The following is a 24,570-nucleotide window of genomic DNA, read 5'->3' as shown; positions in this document are numbered from 1 at the left end:
GATTTTACTATGCTTTTTTCCAGATAACGTCTGTGTCGGCCATCTCGGCAAAAAACGAGATGTCGTCCTCAGTGTGGCCGATCGGCTGCTGGTCAAACACTTCGCCATTCTGTTCATACAGAATGACCAGGCTGCCGGCCGGCGGCCAGTATGAAATGTCACCAATCTTATAGCCGGTGGCCGCGGCCTCAGTGGCCGGCAGGCTGCCTGCCCCCATCCGGCAGCACATTTCCCTGCCGTAGAGGTTCAGCATGGGCCATGTCGCCGGCAGTTTTTCATAAAGCTGCCTGGCCGCGGCATTGTCGTAAAGCTCCGCGTAAACCGTGTGCTTGCCGGCTGTAATGCTGACTTTCATCTTTATCACCTCGTCTATGCTTTCTATTATAAGAGCAATAAACGAGTATGTTAAATGCTTATGTTTTATAAATTGATATACCTTTAAAGCATACTTTTAAAATAATTCAAGAAGGCGCCAGCCGCGCCAAATTCCGGCAGGGGCTTTTTCCAGGCAAAAACCGAGGTCATGGAAAGCTCCGGCTTGAGTGGCCGGAAGACCAGGCGGTCAGTCGGATACATGTTTACCGCTCCTTCGATCGTCAAGGCTGATGCCAAGCCGGCGTCCACGATATTTACCGCCTGGGTGATCAAGTTGAAGGTGCAGAAGATATCCAGTTCTGCTTTTGGCCGGCCGATCCAGGTCAAGAGTTCCTTTTGAACCGGCAGGCGGTCAGAAGTAATGAGCGGCTCATTCCACAGGTCTTCACGGGTGATGAATTCTTTCTTGGCCAGCGGGTGGCTTTTTCTTAAAAGCAGGCCCCAGCGCTCCTTGTCCTTCATCCTGACATAGTCAAATTTCGTCACGTCGACCGGTTCCAGCAAAAGGCCGAAATCAAGCAAGCCTTGTTCCAGCTGCTGCTTGACGTATTCCGCGCTGTTGGTGTACAAGCGATAGCTGACGTTAGGGTGGTCTTTGCGAAAATTGGCCATGATTTCCGGGAAAACCCGGGAGGAGTACAGGCCGCCGCTGCCAATCGAAATGACGCCGCCAATTTCTTTAGCATCAGCGAAGTCATCTTCGATTTTTTCAACCAGCGCCGTCACTTCTTCAGCCCGCCGCTGCAGCATGATGCCAGCGTTCGTCAGCTTCAGCCGCCGCCCCCGGATAAACAGCTGCGTGCCAAGCTCTTCTTCCAATTGGGCGATCTGCCGGCTCAAGGCTGGCTGGGTCACGTGCAGCACTTCTGCCGCTCTTGAGATATTTCCTTCTCTGACTACTGCCAGATAATATTGCAAGGCCTTGATTTCCATTTAAGTTGCTCCATCTCCATCTTTATTTTAAAAGACACCACGCCAGCAGACAGATTAAATTCAGCCAACTTGCTCAAAGATGGCAATCTCTCCAGCCTGGATTTTCTCTTCTACTTAATTTTACCGATTTCTCCGCCTTTTGCGGGCAAAAAAACATGACTCCGCTGCTTGGGCGGAATCATGTTTTGAATGGATTTTGTTTTAATCGATGCGGTTGATTTTACCAGCCGCGATTGGAAGAGTAACGTGTTGGTCGTAATGGTCGTTGATCTTGCCACCAACGCTTTCTGGCAGTTCCAAGTCGGCTGGCACGCCGTGGATGTAGACCACCCGCTTGTCCAATGCCAGGTCCTGGTCATTGAAGACTTCCTTGAACTTGGCTTCCAGCTTGGCTAAGTCGACGTCTTTTTCATAGCTGTAGTAGCCGTTTGCGTCGGCAACTGGGTAGTTGTCGTGAGGGATGCACATTTCATGAGGTGCTGCATCCAGGGGCACCATAGTCGTGCCGGAGACTGGTTCGGTTTCCAAGAGGTCGATAAAGCCGTCCTGGTTGGTATCCTGGGCAAGGGTTGGCACTTGGGCATCCCTGCCGTCCGGGAAGCCATGGAAGTGTTCCCAGTGCTGGATGTTAGCCGGGGTGTCGAACATCTCCAGCTTGATGTGGAGCTTGCCAGCCTCAGTCGTGAATTCTACATAGCCATGAGCCTGGCTGCCAATTTTTTCTGCGTTAAGTGCCGTAATGTCGGCGCGGTATTTAGTCATATTTTTTCCTCAACAAATCATGGTTATCGCTTTAACGTTAAAGGGAGTTTTAACTACTTAAAAATAACTATATCACGTCATGACTATATCGAGTATACCATATAATAAGCTTGCTTACTATTTATAAAATAACGAATTAGCGGAATAATCTTTATATAAGAAATCATCAATTTCCTTTCAGCTTGCGCCAGTCATCTTCTAAGATAGCCATCAAAATGTCGTCAGCGTATTGGCCCCTGTCAAAAACTGCATCCCGCAAAACTCCCTCCCGCTTAAAGCCCGCCCGCAGGTAAGCTTTTTCCGCGCGGGGATTAAAAGAGAAGACATCCAGTTCAAGCCGGTGCAGGTGCAGCTGGTCAAAGGCGAAATCCCGGCTCACTTCAACCGCCCAGCTGCCAATGCCCTGCCCTCTTTCCGCCGGATGAAAGATGCAGATGCGGAAGTTAGCCCGGCGCAGGTCCCAGTCGATTTCGTTGATCACGCTCTCGCCAATGATTTTACCGTTGGGATCTAAGATCAAGAAGAAGTATCTGTCCGTTTCTTCGATAGCTTTTAGGAAAAAAGACGTCACTTCTTCCTTGGTAAAATGCTCCTTGCAGCCGGTCAGTCTGGCTACTTCCTTGTCCAAGGGGCAGTAATTCTGGAAATAATAATCGTCCACATCGCTGGCTTGTGCCAGGCGGATCGTAAAGCCATCTTTTTGCCAAGTTGTCTTCATGTGACTGTTGCCTCTTCATTCTAAAAACTATCTGCTGTCAGCTTTCACGTAGAAAGTGCCCCGGCCAGATCCCTTCCGGATGACAAGCCCCTCTTCAGTGAGCTTCTTTAACGCGGCAAGTGCTGATGACCGGCTGACGCTTGGGCAGTGGGCCAGCACGTCCGCGCTAGTGAATTTGCCAATTTTTTCCAGGGCATAGTGCTTCACGATATCATATGCCGTACTGCCTTGGCCATGCTCAGACATTAATCCGACGCGATCTTCAAACTCAGTGTAGCAAGCCAAGATCACCTGCAGCATGTAGCGGATGAAAGGCGTAGGATCATTTTTTTCTTCATGCCAGCCCAAGTCAATCTGCTGCAAAACATCGTAGTAACGTTCCTTAGTTTTTTCAATCTGCTTTTCGATACTGATGTACTTTCCGACATTGTAGCCACTCTTGTACAAAAGGAGCAGGGTCAACAGCCGGCTCATTCGGCCGTTGCCATCATTGAAAGGGTGAATGCAGAGAAAATCACAGATAAAAGCAGGAATCAGGATTAATGCATCAATTTGCTCGGTCGCGCTAGCCTGCTCATAAGCATTGCACAGTCTTTCCACAGCTTCCGGCGTATCGGCAGGCGAAACCGGGATAAATCTAGTAACCGACATTCCATCTGGCCTGGTTTCATTGATATAATTCTGGACACTCTTAAAGTGGCCGCCATAAGAGAAGCCAGCTCTTTTTAACAGATCCCGGTGGAGCTGAAGAATGTAAGACGGCCTGACGGGGATATACTCATAGCTCTCGTGGATTGTGTTCAGAACATCTCGGTAGCCCATGATTTCATCTTCATCCCGGTTCCTTGGTCGCGTTTTTTCGGCAAAAAGTTGCTTCATCCGTGTGCTTGTCATCACGATCCCCTCAATTTTGTTTGAGGCTTCCGTACTTTGGATCTTGGCTATTTCAACCAAGCGGTCAAGTTTCACGGGCTTTTGCCGGACAAACAAGTCCTGTCTGCCCTTGTATTCATGAATCTTGGCCACGAGATTGACTATGTCCATGTCCCAGGCTTTTTCAGCAAGTTTGCTGTAATCAAATGACCTCATAAGTTTCCTTTCGTCCAACCAGCTCTTTTTTTGCCCGATTTTGGACGAAAAAGCAAATAATTGGACTAAAAAAGTCCCTTCACGCTTAAAGAAAGTGCATGTTCATTCGTAGACATGAGTTTATCAGCTACGTTTCCCACTGTTTCCATAATCGAGGCTGATCTCTTGACGCCTGCTTGGATCATAATTTGGCCGAAGGGATCTTCCCAAAAGATCAGATCGTATCTACCAAAACCTTATATAACTATGTTGATTTGGTGCTTATGGATATCATGAACATTGATCTTCCCGAGAAGGTCAAATGCAATACTACGGCTCATCGTGCCCGCATAAGCCAGCGCATCCTAGGACGAAGCATTGATGAACGTAGCCCTAGAATCGATGCCCGTAAGGACTTTGGTCACTGGGAATGCGACTTGGTTCTTGAACGTAAGACTAAGGATGACGATGTGCTACTTACTCTGTACGAACGAAAGACACGTCAATTCTTTATTGATCAAGATTGAGGATAAGACATCAGCCAGTGTCATGAAGCAGTTGATAAACTTGGAAAGTTGTTTGGAACCAAATGGAATCAAATCTTTAAGTCCATCACAACTGACAACGGATCTGAATTCGTAGATTTATCCGATCTTGAGCAAGTCACTAAGACGCTTGTGTACTACTCTCACCCTTATATATATCCTGCGATAAAGGAAGCATAGAACAGGCTTTCAAGTGCTATATTCCCAAAGGAGACCGTATGGACAAGTACAGTGTAGAAATCATTGCTAAAATCGAAGTCCTCTTCCCCGGAAGATATTAAACTACAAGACTCCAGATGAATGCTATGACGCTGAACTTGACCGCATTCACCAACGCAGATAATCAAAATCTACTAGATCTTATGGTAAGTGTTCAATTTGTTCTTGCAATTGGAGAATTTCATATTTTCTAGATATGCGCCTTCTGATAGTGAGCAGCTCGTTTAGAGACTTTGCATTGTTCTACAATTTCTTCTTCCGTCATATCTTTAATCTGATCATAGGGCATCAATAATTCGCCAGCAAAACACTCAGCTTGCCATTCAGGATTTTTATAAACTGGTAAATCATCAGTGCGGCGATACAAAGTTAATGCTACTGGTTGGTGCAAAATGAGATGAAGTATTTCATGAGCAATCGTCATACGATCACGACCGTTGTTTTGAATTGCACCTTCATACACAGACTCTTTAATATATATAGTATCCTTTAAAATATCAGTTTGTGCTTGCACTGCCGCTCCTAATTCATCATCATCGACTATTTCATATGAATACTCTGAATCAAGTACATCCAATCTTTCCAAAATCCAAGTAACATCAACATATTTTTTATCAAGGGCGATACCAAGCTCTTTACGAATTAATTTCGCTAAATATCGTAAATCTTCTCGAGATTCTGGTTTAGCTTCAAATGCAGTTTTATAGCTAATGATTGTCCCCATCTCCTTCTAAAATATTCCTAATCTGATCAATTTGTTCGTCAGTTAATTCATCAAACTTTCTTGCAAACATTAAAGTGGCTTCCTGCTTTTGTGGTGAGAATTGTGAGATATCAATCTTATGCTCGCTAAGGCTCACTGCGTCTTTCAACTGTTCTTGCTGCTCCATATTCAAGTTATAGACATCAATAATATTATTAATTAAAGTAGTTGATGCTTTCTTATGGCCATTTTCAACACTAGAAAGAAAAGCAGAACTAACTCCTAAATGTTTTGCCATATCATATAATCGCTCATCACGATCTATCCGTATCTTTCTTAAAAATTTTCCTAATGCTGTTGTAGCCATAATAATTCCTCCATGTGATTCATTTTGTCTGCCAAAAGTGGCATTTTATAATGTCCTATCATTTATTACATTATTAACTGAGAGTAAATCATATCTTTTTACTATCAAGTTAATTTGACTACCAATCTTTACATCTGTGGTGGCTGGCAAATAAAAATTATCACCGTCTGAATTTGATACCTTAAATAAGTTCATCTTACCAACCTTTTCCCGAGATAAAACATAAAATTTTTTTCCAGAGCGATTTACTTCATACAGTATGCCTATCTTACAATCATAGATTTCTTGCTCTTTCATAAAAGAGAATTGATCATTTCCAATTAAATCTGAATCATCAAATACTGTATATTGCTGTTTAGATTCTTGACTTTCAACAATGATGTCTCGCGTAAATTCATATTCTTTTATTGCGATTACCTTATACATCAATATTTCCCTTCCTCATATGGATAAAAGCTAACAATATAACCATTGTCACCATAAGCGACCAAATAATGCTTCGAATTTTTCTTATACAGATAGACGTCAGATAGTCTCTTCCCCTTTCCCCTACTAAAGCGTTTTACTGGTTTTAACGGTAGGATCTTCATTAATAGGTCCTTAATATCAGTATTTTCGCCAAATTCTTTTTGATGTCGTATTTCGATATGCTTCAGACCAGATGATTCATTTCCCTTCTCTAGCCATAAAAGCTTACCATAATAATTTTTAGCTACTAATACTACATCTTTTTCAGTATACTTAACTCCACTGTTCTTCAGCTCATCCATGAGCTTTTGTGATTTAAATCGTTCTGTAGCCCCTTGAGTGTGAGAATAACCTCGGTAACCGCTGCCCATCAAATCACCTTCTTATCAAATGCGTTATTACGCCAATCTTGATATTGATAAAAAGGAACCACACTTTGGTATTGTCCAAAAATATCAATAGGCATGGGCCCGTAAACAAGAACCTCTCTAGGTTCTGTTTGAACTAACGCTCGCTCAAGGCCTAACTCAAATAGCCTCCGTTTCTCTTTATCACGAATTTGTCCATAAGTACCAACAGCGCAGATTTGATGCTTAGGTATACCTGCAAAGGCAAATTCAAATGATCTTTCATCCCCCCAACGTAAATTGGGAATAATTTCAATTCCACATGACTGCAATTCGCAAGCAACTCGGTTCCGATTAAAAACTGCCATTTTTTGCAGAATTAATGGATCATCAGCATAAATACTGTAATCTGGTTGTACTACGGATCCCGCTCGTCTAAAATCTCCGATTAACCTATTCAGATGATTCTCCGCCAACTGACGCTTAAATTTTTCATCCCATTCATAAAAGCAAATAGCATCATTTAAAGACACATCTTTTCGGTCAGAAAATCTTACCATTTGGAAAGGACGTTGAAAATTATTGTTCTGTGACTGTAATACAGGGAATTCATCTTTACCTGTAAAATAGCCATTTTTTAAGTTTAGCATTCACTGCCTCCTTATTTATTATTAGGTGTCAAATATGGAGAAGTGTGCTAAACTTAAATTGCTAGTTGAAGTATTAGCACTTCTCTATTTAGTGGCTGCGCCAACAGCCACTTTTATTTTACGCCTTCAGTAAATATTATTAACCATATCAGTTAATTTGTCAACCCCTGGCAACTTCCTTGTCCAAAATACGATAGTTCTGAAAACAATAATCTTCTACAACGTTGGCCTTTGCCAAGCAGAGGTAAAACAATCTTTTTTGCCAAGTTGGCTTCATATGACTGTTGCTCCTTTCGTCTAACTAAGTAATTTTTTGGCCAATTTCATCCGATTTTGAAAGAAAAAGGTCCTCCCACAACCTGTTGTGAGAGGACCTAATTTTAACTTAGTCGCTTATCTTGGTCGCTTGACCGACCAAGTTATTTTCGCCGATATAACGCCGATCAAGTCTTTTTAATCTGTTAATTCTACAAACGCATGATAGATTGCCCGGTAATATTCTAACGCACCTTGGCCGGCTGAGAGGCCAGACACACTGCCATCCCCTGCTTCAATGATCTTCCACGATCCGTCCGCTAATTCTGCGTAATCGATTGTGTAGTATGGGCTATTTAATCCAAGATATTTTTCGGCCAATTCCATCGGCAACTTATTCACAGACTCTGGCTGCTTCGAATTTTTGCTTACGCTAATGATCTTTCCATTTGCGTAAAATACGCGGAATTCATTTGTCATGCCACCATAACGTTTTAGGTCTAGATATTCTTTGACGCAAATACCCCCAGTCAGAAGATCGCCCCGGTATTTGTAAAAAATCTTCATTGCCTCATCGAATTCTGCTTGGCTTGTCGACTGGTCAAAAAAGGCTGGGAATTCAGTCCCTTTCACCGATTTAACACTGTCCTTGACCATGAAGCGGTTAAAATGACTCTTCACATTTTCCAGATCTACCTTTCGATCTGGAAAATAGATCATCTTCGCCGCGTCATCTTTAATCAACGGATAAACATTTTGAAAGAGATGCATGTTCGAGTAAGCTTCTGGCTTTGTCAACAAGTGAATTCCATTAGCATCAAGCTCCTCGTACAGCCGCTGATATTCCTCCGGTTTTAGCATCCAGCCCCGGTAAATAACCGGATTTGAAATGTTGCCGTGATCGGTCAGCTTGAGTTTGTCTCCAGCCAGCCAATCATCGTAGTTAAACAAGACCGTGTTAAAAAGCTCTGTTTTTTCAGTAGCTTGAAATTCTTCACTCATATCATCGTCTATGACACGATAATTCATGTAACTGCCAGGAAATAAAATCGTCATCTTTTTCATCGTCGTTACATCCCCAAAAATACTTCTATGAGATAGTTTACGCTTTTCTTGATAACTCTGGTATATTAAGGGTATTCAAAAAGCAAAACATCTAACTTGGGAGAAAAAAGAATGAAGACAAACAAAGATCACGTAGAAGAAGATAAGCCTTTCACTTGGGAAAGTTTTATGTTATCTGAATCATGGAATGAATTTCCGGAAAGAAAGGACGATCCGCCTTTAACAATGGATTTTCTTTTCTGGTATCACGGTATTAGATATATCATTACCGCCGCCTACGGTGACGGTGGCTACATGATTGCCGAAGAACTCAGTGGAAAAGTCATAATTCAAAATAAAAATTTCCGTAAGTTGGTAGAAGACGTTCCTTTGTTTGAAGGCAAAACTTTCAAGGAACTTTTACCCGATTTAGACGTAGAATATTAACTCATCAACCAAAACAAGCGTAAGCACCCAATAGCAGAGTATATTAAAATCCCATCCTAGCAATGCTAAGATGGGATTAATCAGTTTATGGGACTTTACTTGCAGTGGAGCTGAACATTCTCAGCCCATGGTAAATAGGCTTCCAGACGTTGATTGTCTAATAACGACAGCTCATTGGGCAGCTTGTCTAGAAGATAGTTGATATATTTGAATTGATCCAAGCCATTTTGCTTGGCAGTTTCGAGTATGCTCATAATGATAGCCATGGACTTGGCGCCGGAACTGCTCTGTGAAAAGAGCCAGTTCTTGCGTCCCATGACGATCTCTTTGACTGCTCGTTCTGCTCTGTTGTTGGACAGTTCAAGGCGACCATCTTTTAGAACGTTCATGAACTTGTCCATGTGCTTTATGCAATACTGGAAGGCCGTCCCCAGCTTGCCGGAAGGCAACACGGAGATTGATTTCTTGGAGCACCAGTCGGAAAACTTCTCTAGCAGAGGCTTTAATTCAGACTGACGCTTCTCGTATCTCTCTTCAGCGGAAAGATCTTCCCAAGCGTGCTCCAGGCTAAACATTTGATTACAGTAGTGGATCCCTTGATTAGCCACTGAAGTTGCGTCTGATTCTCTAGCCTTGTCTTTAGGCAAGGAATCATGGAATTTGCGTCTTGCATGAGCCATACAGCCTACAAGAGTCACATCCTGTTGGCTTAATCGTAAATAGCCAGGATATTGATCACAATGAAGGTATCCGCTGAAGCCTGTGAGGAAATCCCACGCTTCGGCACCTTTTCGTGATCCATGGTGATACAGGACAATCGGCTTCTCGGCATGCTTGCCTGATAAGAAGGTCCAGACGTAGTCTTTAGCTCTTTCGCTGTCTAAGACTCGATATGGCGTCTCATCTGCGTGAATGACATCCAGCTTTAGCAGCTCTTTTCTCAAGAGCTCGTAAAGGCTGGAGAGGTAGTACTCGCAGACTTTGATATGCCAATTCGAAACCGTCTTGTGATCAAGCGGAAGGCCCATGCGCCGCAAGTCTTTCTCCTGTCGGTAGGCAGGAACCTTGAGAACATACTTCTGATAGATCGTATCAGCGATCAAAGAAGCTGAGCCAAGACTGTTGGTTAACGGTGCCTTGGGTACAGGAGCTTTGATAATCTTGTCAGCCGGTGCCTCATCACTGCAGTGCTGGCACTTGTAAGAGTGTTGGATGTGATCGATTCTCTTAACTTGGGCTGGAATGTACAGCAGCTCTTGTCTAGCACAGAAGCTGCCGATCTCTTTCAGTTCGTGCTGGCAGTCTGGACAGGTAAGATCATCCAAACGATGATGAACTTCCTCGCCCGGCAGAGAATCTAAGATATCTTTCTTTCTGCCGACTTGCTTGCGTCTCTTATAGGTAATAGTTTCGGTAACGCGAGGGTAAGTCCTCGTCATCTTGAGAGGCGTTGTCTTCCTCAAAAAGGCTCAGCTGATCTGGGTTGACAGCTCTCTTCTCGGAGGACTTGCCATAAAGCTTATTAGTCAAATAAGCAACTTGTTCAGTAAGAAGGGCAACCTGCTTGAGCAATTCTTCGTTATTTGCTTTGAGCGCTTCGATATTAGCTTTAAGCGTTTCAATTAAAGCTAAAGTTTCTTTTTCGGTCATGATCGCTGTCCCTCCTTGATTCATAATCATAAGAATACCAGAAAAGCTCGTGAAATCAATAGAATTCACGAGCTCTTGCGGTATTAATTTTAGGATCAATGGTAAAGCCTTGCATCAAGCGCATGACTTGTTCATCAGACAACTCTCGAACTTCGTCTTCATTGTTTGGCCAGGCCAGCTTCCCGTTCTCAAAGCGTTTATAGAGCAGCCAGAATCCCTGGCCGTCCCAATAAAGTGCTTTGAAGCGATCTCTTCGGCTGCCGCAGAAGAGAAAGACACTTCCAGAGAAGGGATCGAGATGGAAGCTCTTCTTAACTATGTAAGCAAGCGAATCGATTCCCCGGCGCATGTCGGTCTTACCGCAAACAATGAACACTCGACCTAATTCAGCCAGATTAATCATGGCTCAAGAACCTGCCCACGACTTCGAGCATAAGCTCGTTAGTGGCATCACTGTAAAATGACAGCTCAACTCCATTGGACTTCAGATTGAGAACGAGCCTGTTCTTTGGAAGCTTATTCCTAGGTCTGGGTTTGCCCTTCGGCAGCTCGAGCGGTACGATTGGATGTTCAGTCATAATATCGTGTTCCTCCGTATTCAATTGTTAAGAACAGTATATGACTATTGCCCGGGGGTTGATAGATACCGCGCTATTGGGTGCTTACAAACAAGCATCCCTGGCAGGATAACTTTCTTGCTAGAGATGCTTTTTTCGTCCAATTTTGCCCGATTTTGGACGAAAGAGCAAATAATTGGACTAAAAAAGTCCCCTCACGATTAAACATGAAGGGACTCTTCTTTATCTTGGTCGGTAACTTAGTCGCTTATCTTGGTCGCTCAACCGACTAAGTTATTTTCTTCGGTATTTTTGATTTCTGCTTTTCGGCTTCTCCGGAATGGTCATTTCTATAAATCCGAATCATAAAACTTACTAAATCTTGATAATCGCATCAGTATTGGTAAGTTTTTCTGATATTCCTTTCTAGTTAAATCTATGGGTAGATTCAACTTGGAAAAAGAAATCAGATTTTTAACCTTTTGAAGTTAAGGTCAGTGAGTACGGTTGGCTGTCAAACAACGCCGGATGGCGTCATCCAATAGCTTTTTATCTGCCCCACTGAAAACTTTTAGCATGGCAGTCTTGAAGGCATCTTGCCCGCAAAAAAGCAGGCAAGCATATCGTGATGCCTTCTCGAAGCAGTCAAGCCGCGATTTTAATACCCCGAACTGAGTTCGTTAAAGCTGACTGCTCTTACATGCTAGAGCCTTCAACTTTGTAGTATTACTAGGCTTATGCTTCTTTTATCCGACTGTCAAGAATTTCCTTAACTCGCTTGTAAGGCGTGTAAAGCGTGATTTCTTCGTCAGTTAATCTACTCAATATATTTTTTGCTGCGGCGATATTCGCATTCATCTCGCCGCATTTCTTGCATTTGGTCAGTTCATGATGACTGCCGTATCTTTCCTCAAAATGCTGCCCACAGATCGGACAATACTGAGAAGTATATGCCGGATTGACATCATGAGTTTCAATCGAATTCTTGCTTGAAAGATATTCAATGCGTTCATCCAGTTGGCCCTTAGTCCATGAATTCAAGCGCTTGCGCATCTTTCTTGCGAATCTGCTGTTATCTGATTTGATGCCTTTTTCTTTTACGAACGTCAAGTCTTCCTTGGCAATGACCGCCGGATACTCTTTCTCAATCATCCTGTTTATCGCACAGTTGATAAAGCTTCGGACGGTTTCTTGAGCTGAGCGGTAGCTCTTGTCATACGACTTTCTTCCGATATTGTTTTGCTCCAGATTCTTAAGCTTGCCAAGCAGTTTTCTTTTCTTCTTCGAAGCTGTCTTGGATAAAGGCTTGTCTGCCTTTTCCAGTTGCTCAAGCTGCTGATTGAGCAGCCAGCGCAAACTCATATAAGGCTGCCGATTTGCGTTTCGTTTGCCATATTTGTCAACGATGGCATTGGCAAGCTTGCTGAAGTTTTTACCATATTCATTGCCGCTGCTGCAGGAAAGCAAGGTGGCAAGCCCCTTGTCAATGCCGATCGCCTTCTTTGAATTGTTACTGTAACGCTTGCTAGTGATCAGCTTATGAACTTCGAGGCGCTGCTTGACGCGGTCAAGCACCACTGTGATATCGCCGGTACGTGGATAACTCCACGGACTGGTCATCTCCACAGAAAACTGCTTTCTAGGCACATCTGAACTGAATAAAAAAGTATTTCCTTCAAATGCCCAATTCAAGTCACACTTCATGCTAGAGCCAAGCTTGCCCGACTTGCGTGCCCGGTAGTGATAGCGATACGTAATCCGGCGTAAGTAGCTGTATGCTTGCTTGATTTGCTTATCCGTCAGCTTGGCTTCTATTTCAGTTAAAGCTTCAGTGTATTCTTCCGGCAGCTCAATTGGCTTGTGAAGAAGAACGGATTGCCATGCACTTTTAAATTTTAAGATAAAGAACAAAAGGTGGCGCTGATCTGCAGAAAGATTTTCATTTCCTTGGATCACTTTCTTCAAGCGGTTAGCCAGATTCGACCACATACTTTTTATGTTGGCGCATGCTTCACGGAGAGCGCCTACCCAGTGCTTGGTCTGAAAGTTGTAGACTGTTTCCAGCTTTCCTTTTGCGCCTTTAACCGGTTTGTCCCATTTGCGAACTTGGTTACGCAGAGTCTGCCAGTTATTAACCGCAAGCATCGACTTGATACCGCAGTAGCGGTTCAAAAAGAAATGCCGGCACCTGCCGTATCTTTCAAAGAAGTCGGACATTCTGGCAAATTCTTCATCGCTTAACTTTTTGGAGTAGACTCTAATCGTCTTGGGCTGAGTCTTTGTCACTGTCTGCTTGATTGAAGAGCTTTTTGCTTTCTTGGATGACTCTTGCATTCTGATGCGACCTCTTTCCATACAGCTTAGCTGAGAAAACAGTGATTATAGATAAAACATCTTCTACAAGTTCTGAATTTGGATCAACGTTGTCTGTCTGATTGATGACAACCAGCTCTACATCGTTTGCCTGACAGATTGTCTCAATTATTTCAAAGCCAAAACGAACAAGCCGGTCTTGGTAATTTACCACGACTCGTTCGCACTGCTTCTTGCAGATCATGTTGATCAGCTCTGTCAGGCCCTTTTTCTTATAGTTGAGACCAGATCCAACGTCTTGAATGATCTTAAACTGATAGCCATTGACTTCGCAATATCTAGACACTACATCCTTCTGCCTTTGGAGGTCTTCTTTTTGATGACCAGAAGAAACCCGGCAATAGCCGATGGTCAGTAGCTTCTTAGGCTTAGATGCCTTCACATTTCCTTGCAGAACTTCATCTAGCATTTCTTTAGTGTAGCGGCGTTGGTTGGAGGCAGTTCTAAGCGGTGTAATCAATCCCTCAGCTTCCCAATTGCGGAGAGTTGACTTGGCAACGTTAAGGTACTCAGCTGCTTTTGATATGGACATGTATTCGCTCATCGTTTCTTCCTTCCAATCTTTCGATATAGATATTATATCAAGAATTGGTAAGAAACGTTGCTATTTAGCATCGGATGAAATGAATAATTTTTAGCAGTCACACCCTTCTTCCAACGCCGGATTTAAGTAGTTTCTCCGGAAAGTTGGTCTGTGAGAAAGCCCCAACCGTTCCATTAATTCCGCCGTTGATAGCTCTTCACCATCAAGAACTTCCAACAGTTTTTGAACCTGGGGATTTTCTGCTTTCTTTGTTTTACCAACAACTGTGGTTTCCTTCAGCGTGTCCAAGATGACTTTTAGCATGAATTCCACAAAAGGACTGCTTTCTCCCTGTTCATCAGACTTGCCAAGTGCCTGGTAGTATTCTTCCTGTCTGGACCGAATCAGTTCCTCTATCGGCAGCCAGAAAAAGATTTCATTCCAGTTACCTAGCAGCAAACTATGCCAGAGCCGGCCCATTCTCCCGTTACCATCGGCAAAAGGATGGATGAACTCAAACTCATAATGGAAAATCGCGCTCTTAATCAAGGGATGGGCCTTAGAATTACGGTACCAAGTGATCAGATTTTGAATCTCACCTGGGACAAGTTTGGCTGGCGGAGCCATGTGAATGACTTGGTCACCGGCAAAAACTCCCACCCCACTGGTCCGGAACCTGCCATTTTCAGAAATCAGCCCGGCCATCATCTGCTTGTGCGCCTCTAACAAGTCATCCACAGAATATGGGTTGAGTTCAAGCATCATCTCATAAGTGGCGTATGCATTCTTCACTTCCCGGATTTCATTGGGATTGCCAAGGATTCGCTTGCCGTCTAAGATAGCCGTAACCTGTTCAAGCGTTAGAGAATTCTGCTCAATCGCCAAAGATGAGTGAATCGTCCGGATTCTGTTTTCCTTCCGCAAATGCGGGTTCAGATTGCCATGCGACAAAACTTTGATCCGGCCAATCTGCTCACTGGTTTCCGCCAGCAGGTTCATTATGTTGTCGGTCATCTGAAATGGCGGTACATATTCACTCATCTCTGCCTCCTCTTCTTTATCTTGGTCGGTAACTTAGTCGCTTATCTTGGTCGCTCGACCGACTAAGTTATTCCTTCGTCAGCACGGTCACGCATTCCACATGTGGCGTCTGCGGGAACATGTCGACTGGTGATACCAGGTCAGTCGTATAACCAGCCTCCATCAAGAGCTGCATGTCCCGCACTAACGTTGCCGGGTTGCATGAGATGTAGACAACCTTCTTTGGACCCGTCTTAACCGCGGCATCGATAAATTCCTTGGTCAAGCCTTTACGTGGCGGGTCGACAAAAATTACATCCGTCTTCAAACCTTCAGCCGCCCACTTCGGCATCAAGTCTTCCGCCTTGCCGGCATAGTACTTGGCATTGTGAATCTGGTTGAGCCGGGCGTTGTTCTTGGCGTCCTTGACCGCAGCCTTAACCACTTCAACCCCGCGAACTTCCTTAACGTACTTGGCCGCGGACAGACCGATCGTCCCGATCCCGGAGTAAGCGTCAACAATCAAATCGTCCTTAGTCAAGCCCGCCTGGTCAATGGCCAGCTTGTAGAGGCGCGGCGTCTGCAGGGAGTTGATCTGGAAGAAGGACTGCGGCGAAATTTCAAAGGTCAAATCGCCAATCTTGTCATCAATGTATCTCTTCCCCCACAAATGGTAGTCGTGTTCACCCAAGATGACGTTGGTTCTCTTTGGGTTGTGGTTGAGGAAGATCGACTTCACCCCGTCGATTTCCTTGATCTCGTCAACGACCGCGTGCAGGCCTGGGAAGTCCCGGTCCAAGCAGACCAGGACGACCATCATGTCGCCCGTAGCCGTTCCCCGGCGGACTTCCAGGTATTTTACCTGCCCTTGATGCTTTTCTTCGTCATAAGCCGGAATCCGCTTTTCCCGCAAGATATCTCTGACCGCTACCAGGACCCGGTCAATTTCCGGATCATTGGTGAAAAAGTCTTCCAGCGGCACCAGGTCGTGTGAGTGCCGGCGGAAAAAGCCGATCTCTAGCTGCCCCTTGACCATTCTGACCGGTACCTGGGCCTTGTTTCTGTAGCCAGTTTCCAAGGGACTTGGCAAAGTTTCCGCTACCTTGATCTGATCCAGGTGGGCCTTGCTCAAAAGCTCCTTAACCTGCTTTTGCTTGAATTCCAATTGCTTGTCATACTTGAGGTGAGCCAAGCTGGCTAAACCAGTCTGCACGTACTGGCGGAGAGGCACCTTGACCCGGTCCGGGCTTTCCTTGACGATCTCAGAAATTCTGGCAAAAGCATAGCTCTTCTTGTCCTTCAAGATCTGCGCCTTGACCACTTCACCTGGCAAGGCGTTGTTGACAAAGACCGTTTCGCCATTGACATGGCCAACCCCCATGGCTTCATATGACAAGTCGGTGATTTCGACTTCGACGATTTCGTTTTTCTTCATGATTATTTATCTCCTTTGCGGGCCCGCTGGCTCCGGTTATCTGGCGTGACAAAGTTGATGATTGGGAAGGCCAGATACAAAATCATCCCCAACCTTGGCTGGACGAAAGATATCAAAATAAAGACTAAATTGAGCAGGAAGAGCCAGATGAAGCGCAGCCAGGAAACCCGGCCCCAGAGCTTCCGGAAGGTCTTAATATGCGGCAGTGAGCTCCGCATCCCCACCATTTCCGTTGCCAGTTCAAAAATCTGGACCAAAAAGTAGACGATCCCATAACAGACCACGCTCAAGACCGACAAATCCCCCATGATCCACTTGGTCATGACCGGAATCAAGGACAGACTGGCCAAAAAAGCGAAGTCGCAGACCATGGTCATCTTTCCTGCCCGCATAATATGAAAACTGAAGGCATGGTGGATTTCATACCAGAAATTGGCTACCACGAAAAATGAAATCAAATAGATCAAAATCTGGCTGAAAAAGTCATGGTAGGCGCTCTTGGTCAAAGGCGCCCCGATCTCCAGCACCACAATAGTGATGATGATGGCGATTACCCCGTCGTTAAAAGTCATCAGGTGTTCTGCCAATTTGGCCCCGGACTCCTTAACAGCCTTCTCCCGGTACCGGCGCAGCTGGTCCCACTCGCTCTGCTCTTCTGGCGACAGAGGCGGCAGAGACCGTTCGGCCCGCTTTCTTGCTAATTCTTTCTTTTTATTGGTTATCATGCTTTTCCTCTAAACACAAAAATAGAGTCTGACAAAAGTGTCAAACTCTATTATAACAGTCTAGCCGACGTAGAATTCGATCCGTTCCCGCAAGTTTTCAAAAGTTACCGGGAACATGCCGCCTTCTTCCCCGTCCAGGTTGACGGAGAGCTTGTCATCGCGGTTGTGACCGATCAGTTCAGCCTTCAGACTGGTCGTCTTGGTGTAGATGATGTTCGGGTCATCCACGTGCTTGCCGTTCAAGGCCAGAGCCATCAGCCGGAGCAGGTTGCCCGGGTCGCTTGGCTTGACCACGATCAGCTGGAAGAGGCCATCTGAAAGCTCGGCGTTTGGCATGATCTTTTCAAAACCGCCGATGGAGTTGGTCATTCCCAATAAAAGCAGAGACAGCTTGCCTTCGTAAACGCCCTTGTCAAAAGTCAGCCGCATTTCACATTCGCTGAGGTTTGGCAGCATTTCCGCCCCCTTGATCAAGTAGGCAGCGTAGCCCAAGGCGGACTTGACGTCTGAAGAAACCCCGTAGGTCAGTTCAGCCAAAGAACCGGCAGCAGCGATGTTGACAAAGTACTTCTGGCTGCCATCGCCGAAGTCGGCCCGGCCCACGTCCATCTTTTGGACATTGTCCTTGAGGATCACTCTGGCTGCTTCAACCACGTCGTCACGCGGAATCTTCAAGGCTCTGGCGTAGTCGTTGGTCGTCCCCGCCGGGATGATGGCCATGCGCGGGCGCTCTTCCTTAGGCAAAAAGGCGATCCCGCTCACGACCTCGTTGATCGTGCCGTCCCCGCCAGCTGCCACGACCAGTGAAAAACCGTCCTTGGCTGCCCGGGTTGCTTCATTTTGAGCACTGAGCGGAGCTGGCGTGGTTCTGAATGCACTGGCTTCATAACCCGCTTGTTCCAAAATATCCAAAATATCAGAAACGTTCTTAGGCATCTGTTCATGCCCGGAAACCGGATTGTAAATCAAGCGCGCGCGCTTAGTCATCTGCTTCACCTTTTTCTAAAAAATTTTCTCCTGCCTTAACGGCTGGCCAGGTCGGCCAAGAGGAGCTTGTTGATCACCTTAGGGTTGGCCTTGCCCCGGGTCTGCTTCATGATTTGCCCAACCAGGAAGCCGATAGCCCGGTCCTTACCGTTCTTGTAGTCTTCAACAGACTGCGGGTTGGCGTCGACAACTTCCTTGACCATTGGTGCCAGGACGCTTTCATCTGAAAGCTGGGCCATGCCGTTTTCTTCAACGTACTTCTTCGGATCAGTGCCGTTAGCAACAGTTTCCGCGAAGACCTTCTTGGCAATCTTGGATGAGATCGTCCCGTCAGAAATCAGTTTGATCATGGCAGCCAGGTTTTCTGGAGTCAAGGCGATGTCCTTGAGTTCAGCATGCTTTTCGTTCAAGTAGCCGTTAACCTGGGTGTTCATCCAGTTGGCTGCCTGCTTTGGATCAGCACCAGCTGCTACAGTAGCGTCAAAGAAGTCTGAGCTTTCCTTGTTTTGCAGCAAAACATTTGCGTCGTATGGCTTCAAACCGTATTCATCAACGTAGATCTTCCGCCGTTCGTCAGCCGTCTTTGGCAAGTTGGCCGCGATTTCGTCAACCCATTCCTGCTTGATGTGGTATGGAGCCAGGTCTGGTTCTGGGAAGTAACGGTAGTCCGCATCCCCTTCCTTGACACGTTCCAGGACAGTCTTGCCCGTGTTGGTGTCAAAACGGCGGGTGGACAGGCGAACCCGGCCACCGGAGAGGAGGATTTCCTGCTGACGCTTTTGTTCATACGCCAGGGACAGACGGACGTGTTCAAAGGAGTTCAAGTTCTTCATTTCGACCTTGGTCCCGAATTCCTTCTGGCCAGCTGGACGGATGGAAATGTTGGTGTCAATTCTCATTGACCCTTCTTCCATCTTAACGTCGGAAGCCCCGGTAAATTGCACGATTTCCCGCAGCTTTTCCAGGTAGGCAACAGCTTCGTCCGGGTCAGTCATTTCTGGTTCAGAAACGACTTCCAAAAGCGGTACCCCTTGCCGGTTGTAGTCAACGTAGGAGAAGCCGTTGGTCCCGTGAGTGTTCTTACCGGCGTCTTCTTCGATGTGCATTTCGTGAATGTGGATCTTCTTCTTCTTGCCGTGAACTTCGACTTCAACATAGCCGTTTTCAGCCAATGGCTTGAAGAATTGGGTGATTTGGTAAGCCTTCGGGTTGTCCGGGTAGAAGTAGTTCTTCCGGTCAAAGTGTGTTACCGGGTTGACGTGGGAGTGGGTGGCCAAAGCGACCATCAAGCCCAGGCGGTAGACTTCCTTGTTGACCATTGGCAAGGTACCTGGGTAACCCCAGTCAATAACGTTGGTTTCGGTGTTTGGCTTGGCCCCGTAAGTTACTGGTGAAGGTGAAAAGATCTTGCTCTTGGTCTTCAACTCAAAGTGGACTTCCAGACCGATAGTTGACGTAAAATTCATTTAAATTAATCCTCCAATCCAGCTGGTGTTTGTTCGTAGAACTTGTTGCTGCGTTCGATGAAGTCAGCTACTTGGAAGACATGGCCTTCGTCAAAGCGCTTGGCCATGATTTGGAAGCCGACCGGCATCCCCGTCGTTTCGCTCAAGCCGGCTGGCACGCTGGCTGCCGGAATCCCGGCCATGTTGGCGGAAATCGTCAAAATGTCGTTGTTGTACATCTTGATCGGGTCAGAAATTTCTGAGTTCAAGTCAAAAGCAGTTTCGGTAGAAACCGGCCCGACAATAACGTCGTTGTCTTCGAAGATCTTGTCGAAGTCTTGGCAGATCAAGGTTCTTACCTTGGCAGCCTGCAGGAAGAACTTGTCATAAGCGCCGGCTGACAGGGCGAAAGAACCCAGCATGATTCTCCGCTTTACTTCGTCGCCGAAGCCTTCTGACCGGGACTTGAGGAAGACTTCATCCAGGTTCTTGGCTTCTGCCCGGTAGCCGTAACGGATCCCGTCGTAACGTTCCAGGTTGGCCGAAGCTTCACTGGAAGCGATGATGTAGTAAGTTGGCACCACGTACTTGGTGTGCGGCAGGGATACTTCGTTGATGATAGCCCCGTTTGCCCGCAGAAGTTCGATTTGCGCTTCAACTGCCTTGCGGACGCCTTCTTCAACAGCATCGCTCATGTATTCCTTAGGAACGGCAACCCGCAGGCCCTTGACGTCCTTGCCCAAGAAGCTGGTGTAGTCTGGTACTTCCTTTTCTGAAACAGTGGCGTCGCGGTCATCAGCCCCGGCGATCACGTTCAGAACTTCAGCTGAGTCCTTGACCCGCTTGCTCATCACCCCGATTTGGTCCAGTGATGAGGCAAAAGCGATCAAGCCCCAACGAGATACCCGGCCGTAAGTTGGCTTGATCCCGAAGATACCGTTGAAGGATGCTGGCTGGCGGATTGAACCACCGGTGTCACTACCCAAGGCAGCAACAACTTCACCGCTGGCAACAGCAGCTGCTGAACCACCGGATGAACCGCCTGGCACCTTGTTCAGGTTCCATGGGTTCTTGGTGTCACCGAAGTAAGAAGTTTCAGTGGATGACCCCATGGCGAATTCGTCCATGTTGGTCTTGCCGATGATGGTGGCTTGGGCGGCCTTCAGCTTAGCAACAACAGTTGATTCGTAAACCGGTTCAAAGTTGTACAAAATGTGGCTGGCTGCCGTCGTCTTCAAGCCGTTGGTGATGATGTTGTCCTTGATGGCAATCGGCACGCCGGCCAGTTTGTTGTTAAAGTCAAGGTCTTCGGCTGGCTTAACGTCTTCGTTTACAGTGATGAAGGCATTGATCTTTTCGTCAGTCTTCTTGATGTTGGCGATGGTGTCCTGGGCCAATTGGTCAGCAGAAACAGCGCCGCTCTTCAGCTTGTCGTTTAAAGAATCGATCGTTTCGTTTAAGTAGTTCATTATTGGTTATCATCCTTATCGATAATTACAGGTACCTTGACAAAACCGTTGCTCTTGTCAGGAACGTTCTTCATCATTTCTTCGCGGGTCTGCCACTTTTCAGGAACGTCTTCTCTGAAGACAGTGTCGCGATCAACTACTTGTACCGTTTCTTCAACGCCAGTCGTGTCAACGGCTTGAAGTTCTTCTGCCATTTCCAGAATCTTCCCCATTTGCGGGGTGAACTTGGCCAGTTCTTCTTCGCTGAATTCAAGCTGGGCTAATGCCGCAACGTGCTTGATGGTATCATTTGTTACCTTTTCCACTTAATGTACCTCCTAATTACCGCCATAGATGTGCATCCGATAAGACCCGGTAGCCGTTTCCTTGGCAACGACCGCTTGGGTGTCGTTGACCGAGGAAATGGTTATTTCAACCGGTGAGCTGGTTCCCAGATACTTCTTCGCCCGGCTCATAACCGTTTGGGCAAAGCTCTGCACCTGCAGATAGCCATAGAACTGCGTGGTGATGGCAATGCTTTCGTAAGCCAGCTTGCCATCGTAGTAGCGCAGAGTTGCCGTGACCCCGGAAACGTTCGGGAAGTAGTTCTCAATTTCATCCTTAAAACTGGTGAACTTGGATTCGTCACTGGAACTGACCGCGCTGGCCCCATCGACCGTCGGCAGAACCTGGGTCTTTTCGTTCACGGAATTCCATTTAGATATTTTACTACTATTTGCGCTGGCTGTCCCATATGAGAAGTAAGTTCCCCCGACTAATGAGTCGGTGTCAGTCTTAGAGAACAGGCCGACCATGATCGGGATATTCTTGAGCTTCTTCTTGGCATGCAGGCGGGAGACGATCGTGTTGGCCGTTTTCTGCCCGAAGGCCCGCCGCTTGGCCAGGGAAATCTTAGTGCTGTATTCCGCCCCGTCAGTCGTCTTGGTGTAGTAGTCGACCGAGTTGAGGCCCAGGCTGATGCTGATGCCGGCCAGCTTGTAGCTGGACCCGCTCTTGACATAGAAGTCTTCTTCCATGATCTGCTGCAGGATGATCGGGTTTCTGGTCGCCTCCCCGGTCTTGCCATTGTTCTTGAGGTTCAGCCCCTCTTTATTGCTCTTTGAATACCGGCCCAGCCAGTTGGTAACCGTCGTTTCGTCGAGCTGCTGGCCTTCCTGGATGACATAGTCCTTGGTTGAGAAGACCTTCTTGGACACCCGGATCAGGCCCCGTTCCATGGCTGACTCGTCCACGCTGTTGTCATAGTTGGTGGCTTCCAGGCCGGAAATCGGGCTGGTCTTGTAGACCCCCTTTTTCAAAAGGACTGAGTAGCCGCCGTCAGTGCTGGAAGTCGTCTCGTACTTCTTGGTCTTGCTGGTCGTCGTCGTTGAGTTGCTGGCCAGGTCGGAATTCTTCAAGTTGCCGCAAGCCGCCAGCAGGAGGCTGCAGCTTGCCAAAGTTATTGCCTGTAAAAATCTCTTCACTTTTCCGTGTCCTTCTCTTCGATCTTAGAGATTGCTTCTGCCTCCGTTAAGCGCGGAATGTCCAGGGCTTCTGCCTTGGCCAGTTTGCTGCCGGCGTCTTCCCCGTAAACCAGGCAGTCAGTCTTCTTGGAGACTGACCCGGTCACCTTGGCTCCCAGGGCCTGCAGCTTCTTGGTAAACTCAGCCCGGCTATAGTGGGCCAATTTCCCGGTCAAGACCACGGTCTTGCCCTTGAAGAAGTTGTCTTCAGCTTCCCCGTCTTCACCCAGGTAGTCCATGTTGACCCCGGCCTCTTCCAGCCGGGTCAGCAGCTTCTTGGCTTCTTCCTGCTGGAAGTAAGCCGTCAAAGACTCAGCAATCGTCATTCCTATTGTATCGATTGCAGTCAGTTCTTGCACGCTTGCTGAAGCGATTTTAGACATATTTTTAAATTTCTGGGCAATCAACTGAGCGGCTTTCGCGCCGACATTGTCGATCCCCAGGCCAAAGAGGACCAGCTCAACGGAATTCTTCCGGCTTTGGTCAATGGCCGCCAGGAGATTGTTGATGGACTTCTCTTTAAAATGGTCCAGCTGACTCAAGTCGTCGGCGGTCAGATAGTAAAGGTCAGCGACATTGTGCACCAGGTCCTTCTCAATCAGCTGCTTGACGATCTTTGGGCCAAGGCCAGCGATATTCATGGCCTGCCGGGAAGCGAAGTGGGCAATCCCTTCTTCGACTTGGGCCGGACAGGACGGGTTGATGCAGCGCAAGGCCACTTCTTCATCCAGGTGGACCAGGTCTTCCCCGCAGGAAGGACACTTAGTTGGCACCGCATAAGGAACTGAGTCTTCTGGCCGCTTGCTTAAAACGACTTCGGAAATTTCCGGAATGATGTCGCCGGCCTTGTGCAGCTTGACCGTGTCGCCCAAGCGGACGTCCAGTTTGGCCAAGAGGTCCGGATTGTGCAAAGAGGCCCGGGAAACCGTGGTCCCGGCCAATTGCACCGGATCCATTACGGCGGTCGGGGTCACGACCCCGGTTCTGCCCACGGTCCATTCAATCTCCCGGACAAGCGTTTCTTCTTCTTCCGGCGGGAACTTGTAGGCAATTTCCCAGCGGGGCACCTTGACGGTATTGCCAAGGTCTGCCTGCAAGGCCAGGTCATCGACTTTCAAGACGATGCCGTCGATCCCGTAAGGCAGGCTGTCGCGCTTTTTGGTAAATTCATCGATATAGTCGTAGACAGCTGACAGATTTTCCAGCCGGCGGCCGTTTTCATTGGTGTGAAAACCCAGCTTGGCCATTTCGCTGATCGCCTGGTGCTGGGAGTCGATGCCAGCTGGCGGATTGATCCAAGTATAGATAAAGGTGCTCAGCTGCCGCTTTTTGGTCACTTTCGGGTCCAGCTGGCGCAGAGAACCAGCCGCGGCGTTTCGTGGATTAGCGAAGATGCTCTCCCCTGCCTCGTCCCGCTCCTGGTTCAATTTGGCGAAAGCCTCCTTGCCCATGTAGCATTCTCCCCGCACTTCGGTGGTAATGGCTTCTGGCAATTTCTGGGGCACATCCTTGATATACTTGACATTCTTGGTCACGTCTTCGCCGACCTGGCCGTTGCCCCGGGTTGAAGCACGCTTTAAGCGCCCTTCTTCATATTCCAGAGACAGGGAAAGGCCATCGATTTTCAACTCGACATTGTAGGCAACAGGGTGACCGATAGCTTTTTGCACCCGCTGGTCAAATTCAGCCAGCTCTTCTTTGGAAAAAACATCCCCCATCGACAGCATGGGCACTGGGTGCTCAACTTTAGGCAGGTCGCTGCTCACCTCACCGCCGACCCTTTGGGTGATGGAGTAAGCTGCCTTTAATTCCGGATAGGCAGCTTCCAGTTCCAGCAGGCGGGCATATTTTTCATCATAAACGTGGTCTTCAACCACCGGAGCGTCTTGCTCGTAGTAGGCCTTGGCCCACTGGTCCAGCTGAGTGCGCAGCTCGCTGACTTCCTTTTTTGCTTCTTCTAAACTTTCAGCCATGCTTTTTCAC

The 24,570-nt window shown here is 47.0% G+C and carries 27 protein-coding genes and 2 pseudogenes; 2 read left to right on the top strand and 27 right to left on the bottom strand.

Annotated elements, in window-relative coordinates:
- Positions 1 to 7: 7 nt before the first annotated feature.
- The 5 genes from ACYVUT_RS02450 to ACYVUT_RS02430 all read right to left on the bottom strand — a co-directional run bounded on the left by ACYVUT_RS02450 (position 8) and on the right by ACYVUT_RS02430 (position 3,877).
- A complete protein-coding gene (locus ACYVUT_RS02450) occupies positions 8 to 355 on the bottom strand; it encodes a cyclophilin-like fold protein (RefSeq protein WP_484499841.1) in 348 nt (115 codons plus the stop codon).
- A gap of 83 nt (positions 356 to 438) precedes the next feature.
- Positions 439 to 1,308: a LysR family transcriptional regulator gene (locus ACYVUT_RS02445; RefSeq protein WP_484499840.1), complete on the bottom strand. Its 870-nt coding sequence runs from the start codon at positions 1,306 to 1,308 to the stop codon at positions 439 to 441.
- A gap of 201 nt (positions 1,309 to 1,509) precedes the next feature.
- Positions 1,510 to 2,070: a hypothetical protein gene (locus ACYVUT_RS02440; RefSeq protein WP_484499839.1), complete on the bottom strand. Its 561-nt coding sequence runs from the start codon at positions 2,068 to 2,070 to the stop codon at positions 1,510 to 1,512.
- Between the two features lie 166 nt (positions 2,071 to 2,236).
- Entirely contained in the window at positions 2,237 to 2,788 is a 552-nt protein-coding gene (locus ACYVUT_RS02435) for a GNAT family N-acetyltransferase (protein WP_484499838.1), read from the bottom strand.
- Positions 2,789 to 2,815: 27 nt separating this feature from the next.
- A complete protein-coding gene (locus ACYVUT_RS02430; protein WP_484499837.1) occupies positions 2,816 to 3,877 on the bottom strand; it encodes a Fic family protein in 1,062 nt (353 codons plus the stop codon).
- Between the two features lie 89 nt (positions 3,878 to 3,966).
- Here ACYVUT_RS02430 and ACYVUT_RS02425 point away from each other — a divergent pair.
- Positions 3,967 to 4,744: pseudogene (locus tag ACYVUT_RS02425) on the top strand (IS30 family transposase); the annotation flags it as partial.
- A gap of 66 nt (positions 4,745 to 4,810) precedes the next feature.
- On the opposite strand, the gene ACYVUT_RS02420 reads toward ACYVUT_RS02425, so the two are convergent.
- The 6 genes from ACYVUT_RS02420 to ACYVUT_RS02395 all read right to left on the bottom strand — a co-directional run bounded on the left by ACYVUT_RS02420 (position 4,811) and on the right by ACYVUT_RS02395 (position 8,475).
- Entirely contained in the window at positions 4,811 to 5,344 is a 534-nt protein-coding gene (locus ACYVUT_RS02420) for an ImmA/IrrE family metallo-endopeptidase (RefSeq protein ID WP_484501415.1), read from the bottom strand.
- Positions 5,328 to 5,690 carry a helix-turn-helix domain-containing protein gene (locus ACYVUT_RS02415; protein WP_484499833.1) on the bottom strand — a complete coding sequence of 121 codons (363 nt, stop codon included), beginning with the start codon at positions 5,688 to 5,690 and terminating at the stop codon, positions 5,328 to 5,330. Before ACYVUT_RS02415 ends, ACYVUT_RS02420 begins: the two co-directional genes overlap by 17 nt.
- 45 nt (positions 5,691 to 5,735) lie before the next feature.
- Positions 5,736 to 6,116, bottom strand: a complete 381-nt coding sequence (locus ACYVUT_RS02410) for a hypothetical protein (protein ID WP_484499832.1) — start codon at positions 6,114 to 6,116, stop codon at positions 5,736 to 5,738.
- Positions 6,116 to 6,529 carry a hypothetical protein gene (locus ACYVUT_RS02405; protein WP_484499831.1) on the bottom strand — a complete coding sequence of 138 codons (414 nt, stop codon included), beginning with the start codon at positions 6,527 to 6,529 and terminating at the stop codon, positions 6,116 to 6,118. Before ACYVUT_RS02405 ends, ACYVUT_RS02410 begins: the two co-directional genes overlap by 1 nt.
- Positions 6,529 to 7,155, bottom strand: a complete 627-nt coding sequence (locus tag ACYVUT_RS02400) for a DUF4417 domain-containing protein (protein ID WP_484499830.1) — start codon at positions 7,153 to 7,155, stop codon at positions 6,529 to 6,531. Before ACYVUT_RS02400 ends, ACYVUT_RS02405 begins: the two co-directional genes overlap by 1 nt.
- A 453-nt stretch (positions 7,156 to 7,608) precedes the next feature.
- On the bottom strand, positions 7,609 to 8,475 hold the full coding sequence (locus tag ACYVUT_RS02395) for an ATP-grasp domain-containing protein (RefSeq protein ID WP_484499829.1): 867 nt from the start codon (positions 8,473 to 8,475) through the stop codon (positions 7,609 to 7,611).
- 111 nt (positions 8,476 to 8,586) lie between these two features.
- Here ACYVUT_RS02395 and ACYVUT_RS02390 point away from each other — a divergent pair, with 111 nt between their 5' ends.
- The gene (locus ACYVUT_RS02390) at positions 8,587 to 8,901 is read left to right on the top strand and encodes a hypothetical protein (RefSeq protein ID WP_484499828.1); all 315 of its coding nucleotides are present in this window, start codon (positions 8,587 to 8,589) and stop codon (positions 8,899 to 8,901) included.
- A 95-nt stretch (positions 8,902 to 8,996) separates the two neighbouring features.
- On the opposite strand, the gene ACYVUT_RS02385 is transcribed toward ACYVUT_RS02390, so the two are convergent.
- From ACYVUT_RS02385 to ligA, 16 genes and pseudogenes are all read right to left on the bottom strand, one after another.
- Positions 8,997 to 10,340, bottom strand: a complete 1,344-nt coding sequence (locus ACYVUT_RS02385; protein WP_484499780.1) for an IS66-like element short variant transposase — start codon at positions 10,338 to 10,340, stop codon at positions 8,997 to 8,999.
- Complete coding sequence (locus ACYVUT_RS02380) at positions 10,297 to 10,551, bottom strand: transposase domain-containing protein (protein ID WP_484499045.1); 255 nt, start codon at positions 10,549 to 10,551, stop codon at positions 10,297 to 10,299. The genes ACYVUT_RS02385 and ACYVUT_RS02380 overlap by 44 nt, the downstream gene beginning before the upstream one ends.
- Positions 10,552 to 10,606: 55 nt before the next feature.
- Entirely contained in the window at positions 10,607 to 10,954 is a 348-nt protein-coding gene (gene tnpB, locus ACYVUT_RS02375) for an IS66 family insertion sequence element accessory protein TnpB (RefSeq protein WP_484499044.1), read from the bottom strand.
- Positions 10,947 to 11,129, bottom strand: coding sequence for a hypothetical protein (locus ACYVUT_RS02370; RefSeq protein ID WP_484499779.1), 183 nt, complete (start codon positions 11,127 to 11,129; stop codon positions 10,947 to 10,949). Before ACYVUT_RS02370 ends, tnpB begins: the two co-directional genes overlap by 8 nt.
- A gap of 273 nt (positions 11,130 to 11,402) precedes the next feature.
- A pseudogene (locus ACYVUT_RS02365) lies at positions 11,403 to 11,468 on the bottom strand (Fic family protein); the annotation flags it as partial.
- A 375-nt stretch (positions 11,469 to 11,843) separates the two neighbouring features.
- A complete protein-coding gene (locus tag ACYVUT_RS02360) occupies positions 11,844 to 13,442 on the bottom strand; it encodes an RNA-guided endonuclease TnpB family protein (RefSeq protein WP_484499827.1) in 1,599 nt (532 codons plus the stop codon).
- Positions 13,366 to 14,025, bottom strand: a complete 660-nt coding sequence (locus ACYVUT_RS02355) for an IS607 family transposase (RefSeq protein ID WP_484499261.1) — start codon at positions 14,023 to 14,025, stop codon at positions 13,366 to 13,368. The genes ACYVUT_RS02360 and ACYVUT_RS02355 overlap by 77 nt, the downstream gene beginning before the upstream one ends.
- A gap of 90 nt (positions 14,026 to 14,115) precedes the next feature.
- The gene (locus ACYVUT_RS02350; protein ID WP_484499826.1) at positions 14,116 to 15,045 is read right to left on the bottom strand and encodes a Fic family protein; all 930 of its coding nucleotides are present in this window, start codon (positions 15,043 to 15,045) and stop codon (positions 14,116 to 14,118) included.
- 67 nt (positions 15,046 to 15,112) lie between these two features.
- Positions 15,113 to 16,459, bottom strand: coding sequence for a 23S rRNA (uracil(1939)-C(5))-methyltransferase RlmD (gene rlmD / locus ACYVUT_RS02345; protein WP_484499825.1), 1,347 nt, complete (start codon positions 16,457 to 16,459; stop codon positions 15,113 to 15,115).
- Positions 16,460 to 16,461: 2 nt separating this feature from the next.
- Positions 16,462 to 17,184, bottom strand: a complete 723-nt coding sequence (locus ACYVUT_RS02340) for a TMEM175 family protein (protein WP_484499824.1) — start codon at positions 17,182 to 17,184, stop codon at positions 16,462 to 16,464.
- Positions 17,185 to 17,244: 60 nt separating this feature from the next.
- Entirely contained in the window at positions 17,245 to 18,171 is a 927-nt protein-coding gene (locus tag ACYVUT_RS02335) for a diacylglycerol kinase family lipid kinase (protein WP_439774761.1), read from the bottom strand.
- 35 nt (positions 18,172 to 18,206) lie between these two features.
- The gene (gene gatB / locus ACYVUT_RS02330; RefSeq protein ID WP_439774762.1) at positions 18,207 to 19,637 is read right to left on the bottom strand and encodes an Asp-tRNA(Asn)/Glu-tRNA(Gln) amidotransferase subunit GatB; all 1,431 of its coding nucleotides are present in this window, start codon (positions 19,635 to 19,637) and stop codon (positions 18,207 to 18,209) included.
- Positions 19,638 to 19,642: 5 nt separating this feature from the next.
- Positions 19,643 to 21,085 (bottom strand): Asp-tRNA(Asn)/Glu-tRNA(Gln) amidotransferase subunit GatA, encoded by a 1,443-nt coding sequence (gene gatA, locus ACYVUT_RS02325; RefSeq protein WP_484499823.1) that lies wholly within the window; start codon positions 21,083 to 21,085, stop codon positions 19,643 to 19,645.
- Positions 21,085 to 21,390 (bottom strand): Asp-tRNA(Asn)/Glu-tRNA(Gln) amidotransferase subunit GatC, encoded by a 306-nt coding sequence (gatC, locus tag ACYVUT_RS02320; protein ID WP_003620937.1) that lies wholly within the window; start codon positions 21,388 to 21,390, stop codon positions 21,085 to 21,087. Before gatC ends, gatA begins: the two co-directional genes overlap by 1 nt.
- Positions 21,391 to 21,402: 12 nt before the next feature.
- Complete coding sequence (locus ACYVUT_RS02315) at positions 21,403 to 22,548, bottom strand: CamS family sex pheromone protein (RefSeq protein ID WP_439774764.1); 1,146 nt, start codon at positions 22,546 to 22,548, stop codon at positions 21,403 to 21,405.
- On the bottom strand, positions 22,545 to 24,560 hold the full coding sequence (gene ligA, locus ACYVUT_RS02310) for an NAD-dependent DNA ligase LigA (protein WP_484499822.1): 2,016 nt from the start codon (positions 24,558 to 24,560) through the stop codon (positions 22,545 to 22,547). The genes ACYVUT_RS02315 and ligA overlap by 4 nt, the downstream gene beginning before the upstream one ends.
- Positions 24,561 to 24,570 lie beyond the last annotated feature (10 nt).

The sequence above is a fragment of the Lactobacillus sp. WILCCON 0059 genome, from assembly GCF_057197985.1.
The sequence above is the reverse complement of the archived record's forward strand: the minus strand, read 5'-3'. Positions and strand labels throughout refer to the sequence as shown.